The sequence below is a fragment of the Paraburkholderia sp. CNPSo 3274 genome (assembly GCF_024206475.1).
Taxonomy (GTDB): domain Bacteria; phylum Pseudomonadota; class Gammaproteobacteria; order Burkholderiales; family Burkholderiaceae; genus Paraburkholderia.
Genome location: NZ_JAMBPR010000003.1, coordinates 100,427 through 112,010, shown reverse-complemented (window position 1 = coordinate 112,010; position 11,584 = coordinate 100,427). Strand labels below are relative to the sequence as shown.

Below are 11,584 nucleotides of genomic sequence, written 5' to 3'. Positions count from 1 at the left end.
TGAGTGCTCCGGCAGATCAGCCGCGTGCGGGCGAGGTATCGCGCACGTCGGCGGGCTGGCTCGCCATCTGCAAATGCAGACGCTTGCCCGTATAAGGGGAGTGCGCGCGCACGACGTCCATGTCGAGTTCGACGCCCAAGCCCGGCGCCTTCGAGGGAATGATGTAACCGTCTTCCCACTGAATGGGCTGCTTGAGCACTTGTGCGTGGAAACCATCCCACGTCCCGATGCTTTCCTGAATCAGGAAGTTCGGCGTGCAGGCCGCGAGCTGAATGCTCGCCGCCGCGCCAATGGGCCCGTTGTAGAGATGTGGCGCGATCTGCGCGTAGTGCACTTCGGCGAGCGTCGCGATCTTCTTCGCTTCGAGCAGGCCGCCCACGCGCGCAACGTTCAGTTGCAGGATCGACGCACCGCCCGCCTGCAACAGCTTGTGGAATTCGTATTTGGTGGTGAGGCGTTCGCCCGTGGCAATGGGAATCGACGTGTGCTTCGCGACATTGGCGATGGCTTCTTCCTGGCCCGGCGGCACCGGCTCCTCGAACCAGAGCGGGTCGTATTTTTCGAGCCGCTTCGCGAGCCGGATGGCCGAAGAAGGCACCATCTGGCCATGCGTGCCGAACAGCAGATCGGCCTTGCTGCCCACCGCTTCACGCACCTTGCGGCAGAACGTTTCGCAACGGTCGAGCACTTCGAGCGAAAGCTGATGCCCCGAATAAGCCGTGTACGGACCCGCCGGGTCGAACTTGACCGCGGTGAAACCGCGCTTCACATTCTCGGCTGCGCATTCGGCGGCGAGATCGGGGTCGTCGTAGTCGTATTCGCCCTTCGCGTTCTTCGGGTACAGGTAGGTATACGAACGAAGCCGCTCGTTCACCATGCCCCCGAGCAGTTCGTACACGGGCTTGTCCGCCGCCTTCCCGATGATGTCCCAGCACGCCATTTCGAGGCCGCTCACGATGCCCATCATCGTGAGGTCCGGGCGCTGCGTGAAGCCGCTCGAGTATGCCTCGCGGAACAGGCGCTCGACGCGGTGCGGATCGTGGTCCAGCAGATAGCGCGTGAAGACGTCTTCGATCGCGGGCACCATCACATCGGGATGGAACGTCGCGGCGTAGATTTCGCCCACGCCTTCGATGCCGCAATCGGTTTTCAGCGTAACGAAGATCCAGTACATGCCGCCGAGGTGCGGAGGAGGCACCGCAACAACGTTCGTTTCAATTGCAACGACTTTCATGGTTCAGGCTGTTTCAGGCAGGTTTGGAGTGGGTCATGCGCTTGAGCACGAGCGCGGCGATACCGCCGAGCGTGCCAATGGCGGCGACATAGGCGAAATAGATCTGGTAGCCGAACATGCCCGCGTAGTGCTCAGTGATATAGCCGTTCACGAGCGGCAGGAAAATGTCCGACGAGTAGCCGACCAGCGAAACGAGACCGATGGCGAGGCCCGTTATGCGCATGGGAATCGCGCAGTAGTCGAGCAGCGTCCAGTAGAGGCCGCGAATCGCGTAGGTCATGAGGCCGATGAACAGCACCACCGCGCCGAGCAGCGCCATGTTGCGCAGCGCCGGCAGCAGGATCAGACCGATCAGGCCCGCGACGGCCAGGAACAGCGCCCAGATGAGCACGCGCAGGTTCGAAAGGCGGTCGCCGAGAAAGCCGCCGCCAATGCCGCCGATGGGACGCATCCAGAGCTTCGCGGTGGTGACCATGCCCGCCGCCACGACGCTCATGTGCATCTCGCCCTGCTGGAGATACGCGGAGAAGCTGTAAGTCGCCCAAAAGATCTGATAGCCGCAGAACACCACGGCCGCCATGAGCCAGAGCTGAGGAATCGAGGCGAGCGTCGCGAGATCGCGCCACAGCGAACCCTCTGCATGCGCCTCGACCGACTTGCTTTCGGCCTGTGCGGGCGCGGGATCCTTGAAGAAGCTCATCAACGCGCCGAGCGCGATACACGTGAAGGAATACAGAAAGATCACGTGACGCAGGCCCGCCGCTTCACCGCTTCCCGAGCCCGTTGCGGCGGCGAAAAGCGCGAGCGCGGCGGTGGCGAGCAGTGCTTCGACAAGTCCGCGTCCGCCGTCGAGCAGCCCGAAAAATCGGCCTTGTTCGTTCGCCGCCGCGATCATGCGCACGCGTTTGAGTACCGAGGCCCAGAACGTGAGGCCGGTCGTGACGCCCCAAAGGCAGAAGATCACGAGCAGCGCATGGAACGAGGGCGCGGTGGAGTACCAGAGGCCCAGCGCCCCGGTGCCGATGAGCGAGAAGCAGATCAACAGGCGCGGCGCGACGCGGTCGGCGAGCCAGCCGCTCGGCAGATACGAAACGAAGAACACGATGCCGAGCACCGAGTAGAGATAGCCGAGCTGAGCATTGTCGATATGCAGGACATCGAGCATCGTGGTCTGGTAGACCTGACGCAGATACAGCAGCGGATAGATACCGCCCGCAGCGAGCACGAGCAGCAGCAACTGCACGTAGCGCTGCATGGAGCCTGACGCGGCGGGCGTGAGCGATGAGGTTTCGGCGCGCGGCATCGCCTGCGCACTGGGCTTTCGGATGGACTTCTGCAAGATTGTCTCCTGTCGACGCCGGCGCGCGGGCGGTTGCCCGCGCGAGGCGTTTTTTCTTTATCTGCGGCGCCCGGTCGAGGGGCGCCGTTTCTGCGATTAATCAGTATCTCGAACGATCAGAACGGCATCACGACCAGGCGTGTTTGCGTGAATTCGAGCATGCCGTGCTTGCCGTCGTCGCCGCCGAGGCCCGAGCGCTTCCAGCCTGCGTGATAGCCCTGATACGGGTCCGCAGGCGTGCGGTTCACGTACAGTTCGCCAGCTTCGATCTCGTTCGCGACGCGCATGGTCGTGCGGTAGCGCTCCGTAAAGAGCACCGACGAAAGGCCGAACTGGTGATCGTTTGCCATGCGCAGCGCGTCGTCGAGCGTCTCGTACGAAAGCACCGGCAGCACCGGGCCGAAGATCTCCTCCTGCACGATCTCCATGTCCTGGCGGCAATGCGTCAGCAACGTAGGCGGATAGAAATGACCCTTGCCTTCGGGCACATAACCGCCCGTTTCGAGCTTCGCGCCTTCGGCTACCGCGCGCTCGACCATTGCGTGGATCGCCGCGCGCGCGCTTGCGCTCACGAGCGGACCCATGCGGGTTTCGTCTTCGGCGCGGTCGCCGAAGCGCACCGCGCTCATCTTCTCGCGCAGCAGCGCGACGAAGCGGTCATGCACCGAAGCGTGCACGTACACACGTTCGATCGCCGTGCAAAGCTGGCCGCAATGTGTGGTTTTCGAGCGCACGATGGCCGTTGCGGCCGCTTCGAGATCGGCGTCGTCTTCGATGATCACGGGCGTCTTGCCGCCCAGTTCCAGCGACGGCTTGGCGATGTTTTCCTTGCAGTAATCGAGCACCTTGCGGCCCGCGCTCACGCTGCCCGTGAGCGTGATCATGCCGACGTCCGCGTGCGTGCAGAGCACTGCGGCGGTGTCGTGGTCCATGGCCAGCACGTTGAAAATGCCGGCCGGCAGTTCCGCTTCCTGCGCTGCGCGCGCCACTTCGAACGCCGAGCACGGCGTGTTGTTGCTCGGCCGCACGACCACCGCATTACCCGTGATGAGCGCCGGCGCGACCTTGCGCAGCAGCGTGTACACCGGGAAGTTGAACGGAATCAGGCACGCAGTCACGCCGATCGGCTCGCGCATGAGAATGAGGTTTTCGTTCGCGCTATCGCTCGGAATCACCTCGCCTTCGATGCGGCGCGCCCACTGCGCGTGATAGCGCAGAATTTCGGCGGCATACTGCGCCTCGGCAGTGGCGTCGGCAACGCTCTTGCCCGACTCGGCGGCAAGCGCCGCGCCGATCTTCGGCGCGCGTGCCACGATCGCATCCGCAAAACGGTTCAGGATCGCGCCGCGTTCGGCGGCGGGCAACTTGCGCCAGGCGCGCTGCGCGGCCTTGGCGGCCACGACCGCGCGAACCGCGTCGGCGGCGCTCGCGGCGCTCACGTGGCCTATCGCGTCGCCGGTTGCGGGGTTATAGACAGCGATCTGCGACCCTTCGGCGCCGACGAACTGCCCATTGATGAAATTGAGGTCTGATCGCATGGATTGCTGCCGGTTTGGCGTTGCCGCCGCTTCATGAGAAAGCGCAGTATCCGTGCGGCATCGGGACGCGACAAACGATTAATTGTCGAGCGGAGCATGCGAAAAACGCATGCTCGCCGAATGAAGCGCGGGCGCGGCAGGCGCCAAAGCGCGTGACCATCCCACACCTTGCTTGTTATAATTCGATCACGCGGACGAAATAAATCTAACGTCTGGCGAGCCGCAATCGCTCCGCGCCAGACAACCCACTCCATGGCCAAAACCGACCGGCTGCGCGCCCTTGCCGACGCGCTCGCAAAACACAACGTCATGCATCTGCGCGATGCAGCCAGCGTGCTTGGTGTCTCCGAAATGACCGTGCGGCGCGACATCGCCGCGAATCCCGAGCGTTTCACGTATCTGGGCGGCTATATCGTGAGCGCGCAGGACGTCCCCAATACCGCCGGCTACTCGCTCGAACACGAAAAGGACCATTTCGCTCAGGCCAAGGCGCAAGCGTCCGCGCACGCGGCGCGGCTCATCGCGCAGAACGACACGGTATTCATCGACTGCGGCACGACGCTTGCCGCACTTGCGCGCCTCATCCCTTCTCAGCTGCAGATCACGGCGGTGTGCTATTCGCTCAACGTGGCCGAGATTCTGCGGCGCATGCCGAATGTGCGCATGATCTTGCTCGGGGGCGTGTATGTGCCGTCGTCGGACTCGTTTTCCGGCGAGGAGAGCCTTGAAACGCTGCGCCGCATGGGCATCAACAAGGCGTTTATTTCAGCGGGCGGCGTGGACGCCGCGCGCGGCGTAACGTGCTGGAACTTCCACGAAGTGGCGCTCAAGCAGGCCGCCATGGCCAGCGCCGTGGAAAGCCATCTCGTTGTGGACGCCAGCAAGTACGGAATCGTGAAGGCGTGGCGCTTTTCGCAGTTGGACGACTTCAATTCCGTCATCACCGAAAAAGGCCAGGTGCTACGCGGGCACGGCGCATAAGCGCCGGCCGGCCGCGAGGGCCGGCCGCCCTAAAAGCCTGCTGACTCAGCCGCGCCGGCGCAGCGCGAACAGCGTGCCGGCCACCAGAATGAACGCGCCGACAATCACCTTCTGCCAGGTGCTCGGCACGCCCACGAGAATGAGCACGTTGTTGATGAGCGTAACGAGCGCCACGCCGAGCAGCGTGCCCATGACCGTGCCGCTGCCGCCCGTAATGCGCGCGCCGCCCAGAATCACCGCCGCAATCACGTCGAGTTCCGAGCCCACCAGGTCGAACGGATTGGCAAGCCGGTTGTTCGCCACGTGCAAAATGCCTGCCACGCCGGCGAGAAACCCCGTATAGCCGAACACGAACAACCGGATCGCGCGCAAGTTGAAGCCAAGCCGCTCCGCGATCGCCGTGCTGCCGCCCATCGCGTAGACGCCGCGCCCCATCATCGTCCGATTGAGCAGCCACCACGTAAGAATCGCGCCTGCCACGAGTGCGATCGCGGAAACGGGCAGCACCGCGTTGAGCCCGTCGGCGGTCTTGTAGGCAATGAGCGGAATGCGGCCAAAGTGGTCCATGCTGTGCGGGATGTTCATGAAGAACGTCGTGCCCACGAAGGTGAGCAGCAGCCCGCGATAAAGGTACTGCGTGCCGATCGTCACGATCAGCGAAGGCGCCTGCAGCCGGTGCACGAGCATGCCGTTGATCACGCCGAGCACGATGCCGCCCAACGCGCCCGTCAGCAGAATGAGCGCGAACGGCGCATCGGGCCACCACGCGAACACGGCTTTCGTGATCGAGTACATCGTGAGCGCGCCAATCGCCGTGAACGAGACGTCGATGCCGCCCGATGCCAGCACGACGAGCGTGCCGAGCGCGAACAGCGACGTGATCGTTGCCGAGTGCAGCAGGTCGAACAGCGTGGCCCACTGGAAAAAGCGCGGGTTGATAGAAGCGACGATCACGCAGGTAATGACGATCAGCGTGGCCGTGAACCACTCGGGATTGCGGGCGAGCTTCGCGCGCCAGTTGAGCGGCACGCTCTGACGCGCGACTTCGACGGTGTTGGACGACGTGCTCATTGTCTGATTCATGCTCATGCGGTGTCCGGCAAAACGTTACGCGGAATTCAGGCTGCCTCTACAAGCAGCGCGCGGTACAGATCGGCCTCGGTCAGGCCGTCTGCGTGATGCTCTTCGGCGAGGCGGCCTTTACGCATCATCAGCACGCGATCGCAGTTCTGCAGCAGCTCGGGCAGGTCGTCGCTCACGAGCAGAATGCCGATGCCGCGCTGCGAGAGCCGCTGCATGATGCGATAGATGATGTCCTTCGAGCCGACGTCCACGCCCACGGTCGGCCCGTGCAGAATCAGCACGTGCGGGTCGATGGCGAGCCAGCGGCCAATCAACACGCGCTGCTGGTTACCGCCCGACAGCGACTGCACGGCCTTATCCACGTCAGGCGTGGCGATCTGCAGTTCTTTCACGGTGTTTTCGGCCAGCGCGCGTGCGCGCGTGCGGTCGATCTGCCCGAAGCGGTCGCGCAGGCTCGCGATCATCGCCGTGATCACGTTGTCGCGAATCGGCTTGTCGAGGAAAAGGCCTTCATTCAGGCGGTCTTCCGGCACGTAGCCAATGCGCGCGCGCCTCGCGTCGCCGGGCGTCGAAAGCTTGATCGCACGGCCTTCGAGTACGATCTCGCCCGCATCGGCGGGCGCGACGCCCGCAAGCGCACGCGCGAGTTCGTTGCGGCCCGAATCGAGCAAGCCCGTCACGCCGAGAATCTCGCCGCGGCGCAGCGTGAACGACACATCGCTGAACAGGCCCGCGCGCCCAAGGCCGCGAACGCCGAGCAGCACGTCGGATTCAGGCGCGACGGTGCGGTAGCGTGCGGTGGAAAGCTCGCGGCCCGTCATTAGTTCGCTCAACTGCGCCTTGGTGTAATTCGTGATCGGACCTTCTGTCACTTTCTGGCCGTCGCGCAGCACGATCACTTCGCCGCCGATCGCATAGCACTCGTCGAGCTTGTGGCTCACGAACAGCACGGTCACGCCCTGCGCGCGCAACTGGCCGAGCACGGCGATGAGGTTGGTCACTTCCTTTTGTGTGAGCGAGGTCGTGGGCTCGTCCATGATGACGAACTTCGCCTCGCTCGCAATGGCGCGCGCGATCGCCACGAGCTGGCGCGCGGCGAGCGGCAGTTGTTCGATGAGCGTCGCCTGGAAGTCGGCGTCGCCCGGCAGGCCCACGGCCTTCAAGGCGCGCTCGGCCGTGCGGGCAAGTTCGCGGCGGTCGAATGTGCGCGCGAGACGACCCGCATGCTCCGCGAGTTCGGTCGTGAGCCCCACGTTTTCCGCCACGCTCATGTTGGGCAGCAGCGAAAGATCCTGATACACAGTCTCGACGCCCGCCGCGAGCGATTCGAGCGGCGTTAGCCGCGCGTGGCGCGCGCCGTCGATCACCAGTTCGCCTTCGTCGGGCGGCTGCGCCCCGGAGATGATCTTGATGAGCGTGCTCTTGCCGCACCCGTTCTCGCCGAGCAGGTGATAGATCTGCCCGCGCTCGAACGCGAGCGTCACGCCGCGCAAGGCGTGCACGCCCGTGAAGCGTTTGTGCACGCCGAGCACCTGCAATAACGGTTCTGAAGCCATATCTTCTCTTCGTGACGTTGCGACGAAGCGCGCGCCGGGCCACAAGACCATTGCGCGCGCCACCTTCTCCCGATCAGAAGTTGTATTGCTTGTAGTTCGACTTGTCGACGCTCACCCAACCCTGGCCGCGCACGATGATGCCCTTGCCCGGCCCCTTCGACACCGTGACTTTCTCGTAACCCGGCAGGCCGAGGTTCGCGCCGTTCTCCACCGTCTTGCCGTCGATCAGCATCATCGCGATCTTGTTCATCGCCATGCCCGCCAGCTTCGGATCCCAGAACGCAATGCCGTTGATCGCACCGCTTTCGAGGTACTTGCCGGCCTCGGTCGGCAAACCGGTGCCATACACGCAGATCTTGCCCTGCAGGCCCGCTTCCTCGACGGCGCGGCCGATGCCGATCACGTCGAGTGACGACGAGCCCTGGAAGCCCTTGATGTCCGGATGCTTGCGCAGCACTTCCTTGGCCACTTCATAGGCGTGCTCGCCGTCGTTGTTGGTTTCGAGGTTGGTCTCGACGAGCTGCATCTTCGAGAACTTCTTCTTCGCGTTGTCGATGCCGCCGTCGGCCCACTGCACCTGCGAACGGCTGCCGAGCGAGCCGACCATCGTCGCCCACTTGCCTTCGTTGTGCATGCATGAGGCCAGGCGGTCGTTGAGCGCGGCGCCGTAGGCGGAGTTGTCGAACGCCTCGACGTCGACCATCGTGTTCTTTTCGTTGTCGGCTTCGTGCGTGACGACCTTGATACCGCGGTCCATCGCCTTCTTGAGCGCCGGTTCGAGCGTGGGCGGATCATACGGAACGACCGCAATCGCGCTCACTTTCTTCGCGATCAGGTCGTCGATGATCTTCAGTTGCTGCGCGGCGTCCGCGCGGCCCGGCCCCGTCTGGTAGACCGCAACGTTCGGGTTGTCCTTGCCGAATTCCTTGACGCCGTCGTCCATCCGATTGAACCAGCTAATGCCGGTCACCTTTACCACCGTGACGATGGTCGGGTTTTCCGCCGCATACGCCACGGCCGCCATGCCAGCGGCGAGTGCACACGCTGTAATTGCCACGCTGAGTCGCTTGATCTTCATGTTCCTTGTCTCCGTTTTTTATGTCGATCCGCAGTTTGCGCTTTAGCTGTCGACCGGAGTTCGGGCTTTAGCCCTTACTCCGGTCCCATGCAAAGCACTTACTGCGGTCCCATGCAAAGCACGTATGTCGCCCCGAAATGGATGGCGGCGGACCTCCGAGGCACGAGGCCCGCCTGCTACACGGTTCAGCCAGTCAGCCCGAGGTCCGCCCTTTGCCAGCAGACGCCCAGGCGCCGAGACCGAAAATCGCGCGTACCCGCTCGCCGCCCGCGAACGCGAGCGAAAGCAACAACAGGAAGCCCCAGGCGCAGTCGCCGAAAAACTGCGAAACGCCCATCAAATTGAAGAGGCTCGAAAGGAATTGCAACACCGTCGCGGCAAAGAACACGCAGATGATGCGTCCATAGCCGCCCGCCGGGTTCACCCCGCCCATCACCGCAATGAGAATGGCGATCAGCAGATAAGAATTGCCGTAGTCCCATTTCGCGCTGAGCGTGTGCGAAACGCTCACGAGCCCCGCGAGCGAGGCGAGTACGCCGCACATCGCGTAGGTCATGATCAGCATGCGCGCGCGCGGAATGCCGGCATAGAACGCCGCACGCTGGTTCGTGCCCATGAGGTAGAGGCGCAGCCCGAACGGCGTGCGCCTGAGCAGCCAGCCCAGCAGCACGACCACGGCCACGAATAGCAGGAACGAGATCGGCACCTGGAAGAACGTGCCGTTGCTGATATCGGCGAGCGGTTCGACGTAATCCACGTGCACGGAGGCGCCGTTGCTCAGCGCCACCGCGAAGCCCGTGAAAAGCAGTTGTGTACCGAGCGTGCAGAGAATAGGCGTGAGTCCGAGGCGCGCAATCACCACGCCGTTCAGCAGGCCGCCAAGGAGCCCCATGCACACTACGATCACGCAGAAGAGCGCCGTATAGAGCACGGGTGAGTCGTCGCCGCTCACGAGGTGCGGTACGACCAGCGCGGCGATCATGCCCGAAAGATTCGCGAGCCCCACGCCGGAAAGGTCGATGCCGCCGTTACCCGACAGCATGGAGAGCATGATGCCGAGCGCGAGCAGCGCGACTTCGGGCAGTTGCGCGCCCATCGACTGCAGGTTGTCGATGCCGACGAACTGCCCGCGCGACACCCAGACCGCGACCAGCACGACCAGCAGGTTCACGGCCAGCAGGAAGTTCAACTGGCGGTCACCGAACCATTTGGCAAAGAGTGCAGACTTCATAGACCTCATCCTTTGCGGTGTGTTTTCACCTGGCTATGCTCAATGTGCAGCGGTGTTCGCCGTGCGTGCGAGCATGGCGTCGACTTCTTCCCTGCGCGGCATGGAAGGCGCAGTGCCGGGGCGCGTGACGGAAATGCCTGCCAGCGCGCAGCCAAAGCGCGTGGCCGTGAGCGCGTCGTCGCCGCGCGCGAGCGCTGCCGCGAAGCCGCCCGTGAAGCCGTCGCCCGCGCCCGCCGTTTCCACCACCGGGCCGCAATTGAAGGCGGGAAGCAGGACCGAAGCATCGCGCGTATGGAGCAGCGCGCCGGCTTCGCCCAACGTCACGATCACCGCGCCCGCGCCCTTGGCGAGCAGCACGTCGGCGGCACGGCGCGCGTCGTCGGCGTTGCGGATCTCGATGCCCGTGAGCGCCTGCGCCTCGGTCTCATTGGGCGTGACGTAGTCGCAAAGCGGGAAGATGTCGTCGGGCAGCGCCATGGCGGGCGCCGGATTGAACACCGTCTTCACGCCATGCCGGCGCGCGAGTTCGAGGCCGCGCCGCGCTGCCGCGAGCGGCTGTTCCAGCTGCGTGACGAATACCTGGGAGGCCGCAATATCGGCTTCGATCGCTTCGGCGTCGCCGGGCTCCATCGTGCCCGCTGCACCCGCCGCGACGATGATCGCGTTCATGCCGGTCGTGTCGTCCACGAAGATGTGCGCCGCGCCCGTGGCGAGGCCATCCACCGCCTGGGTGCGCGCCGTGATGCCTTCGGCGGCCCACGTCGCACGCGCGATGTCGCCGAATGCGTCGTTGCCCACGCGCGTGCAGAACACCACTTGCGCGCCCGCGCGGGCGGCGGCCACGGCCTGATTCGAGCCCTTGCCGCCCGGCCCCATCGCGAATGCCGATCCGGCGAGCGTCTCGCCGATCATCGGCATGCGGCTCGCACGGAACGCGAGATCGGTCACATAGATGCCGAGGATGACGACGCGTCCGCTCATTGGCCGTGCTCCTTCGCACGCGGTGCGTCGGGTGCGAGCAGCACGCCTTTGGTGAACACGAAGCAGCCGTAGCCGCGTGTTTCGCCCGTGGCGATCACACAGTAAGCCTTGCGGGCGCGCGCGTAGAACGCATGACGTTCGATGGGCGCGAACGGCACGGCGCGGCCTTCCGCGGCGTCGACCTCGGCCTGCGCTTCGTGCTGCACGGTGGGAATCGTGTTGGGTTCGCCCACCACTTCCATGCGCATGGCCGGGGCTTCGACGAAGGTGTCGAGCGGCAGCACGGAGAGGATCGCGCGCACGGCGCGGGGCGCATCTGCGCCGTCGATGCGCAGAAGCTTGCCGAGCACCGTTGCGCGCGCAACGGAGTCGGCGGGGAAGTTGGCGTCGCAAACGACGAGTTCGTCGCCGTGACCCATCGCGCGCAGCGCTTGCAGGACATCGGCGTTCAGAAGCGGGTCAAGATTCTTCAGCATTTTTGTCTCCTGTCGGCCGCACTTGGCGCTTTAGCGCTTAGTGCGGCCCCATGCAAAGCTGGGGGCTGGCGCTTTCTTGTTCGAAGC

10 protein-coding genes are annotated in these 11,584 nt (G+C 64.4%); 1 reads left to right on the top strand and 9 read right to left on the bottom strand.

The genetic code is table 11. The annotated features are described in order from the left end of the window. Nucleotides 1-16: 16 nt before the first annotated feature. The 3 genes from M3I54_RS02770 to aldA form a co-directional block, all read right to left on the bottom strand. Nucleotides 17-1,234, bottom strand: a complete 1,218-nt coding sequence (locus tag M3I54_RS02770; protein WP_254332839.1) for a mandelate racemase/muconate lactonizing enzyme family protein — start codon at nucleotides 1,232-1,234, stop codon at nucleotides 17-19. A gap of 13 nt (nucleotides 1,235-1,247) precedes the next feature. Then, nucleotides 1,248-2,537 (bottom strand): nitrate/nitrite transporter, encoded by a 1,290-nt coding sequence (locus M3I54_RS02765; RefSeq protein WP_254333017.1) that lies wholly within the window; start codon nucleotides 2,535-2,537, stop codon nucleotides 1,248-1,250. Between the two features lie 152 nt (nucleotides 2,538-2,689). Next, nucleotides 2,690-4,111, bottom strand: a complete 1,422-nt coding sequence (gene aldA, locus M3I54_RS02760) for an aldehyde dehydrogenase (protein WP_254332838.1) — start codon at nucleotides 4,109-4,111, stop codon at nucleotides 2,690-2,692. 252 nt (nucleotides 4,112-4,363) lie between these two features. Here aldA and M3I54_RS02755 point away from each other — a divergent pair, with 252 nt between their 5' ends. Beyond that, entirely contained in the window at nucleotides 4,364-5,092 is a 729-nt protein-coding gene (locus tag M3I54_RS02755) for a DeoR/GlpR family DNA-binding transcription regulator (protein WP_254332836.1), read from the top strand. A gap of 45 nt (nucleotides 5,093-5,137) precedes the next feature. On the opposite strand, the gene M3I54_RS02750 is transcribed toward M3I54_RS02755, so the two are convergent. From M3I54_RS02750 to M3I54_RS02725, 6 genes are all read right to left on the bottom strand, one after another. Further along, complete coding sequence (locus tag M3I54_RS02750) at nucleotides 5,138-6,175, bottom strand: ABC transporter permease (RefSeq protein ID WP_375542083.1); 1,038 nt, start codon at nucleotides 6,173-6,175, stop codon at nucleotides 5,138-5,140. Between the two features lie 35 nt (nucleotides 6,176-6,210). Next, nucleotides 6,211-7,731, bottom strand: coding sequence for a sugar ABC transporter ATP-binding protein (locus M3I54_RS02745; protein WP_254332834.1), 1,521 nt, complete (start codon nucleotides 7,729-7,731; stop codon nucleotides 6,211-6,213). 73 nt (nucleotides 7,732-7,804) lie between these two features. Further along, entirely contained in the window at nucleotides 7,805-8,809 is a 1,005-nt protein-coding gene (locus M3I54_RS02740) for an autoinducer 2 ABC transporter substrate-binding protein (RefSeq protein WP_254332833.1), read from the bottom strand. Between the two features lie 193 nt (nucleotides 8,810-9,002). After that, nucleotides 9,003-10,040, bottom strand: a complete 1,038-nt coding sequence (locus M3I54_RS02735; RefSeq protein WP_254332832.1) for an ABC transporter permease — start codon at nucleotides 10,038-10,040, stop codon at nucleotides 9,003-9,005. A gap of 39 nt (nucleotides 10,041-10,079) precedes the next feature. After that, nucleotides 10,080-11,021, bottom strand: a complete 942-nt coding sequence (gene rbsK / locus M3I54_RS02730; protein ID WP_254332831.1) for a ribokinase — start codon at nucleotides 11,019-11,021, stop codon at nucleotides 10,080-10,082. After that, nucleotides 11,018-11,497, bottom strand: a complete 480-nt coding sequence (locus M3I54_RS02725) for an RbsD/FucU family protein (RefSeq protein WP_028204477.1) — start codon at nucleotides 11,495-11,497, stop codon at nucleotides 11,018-11,020. The genes rbsK and M3I54_RS02725 overlap by 4 nt, the downstream gene beginning before the upstream one ends. Nucleotides 11,498-11,584 lie beyond the last annotated feature (87 nt).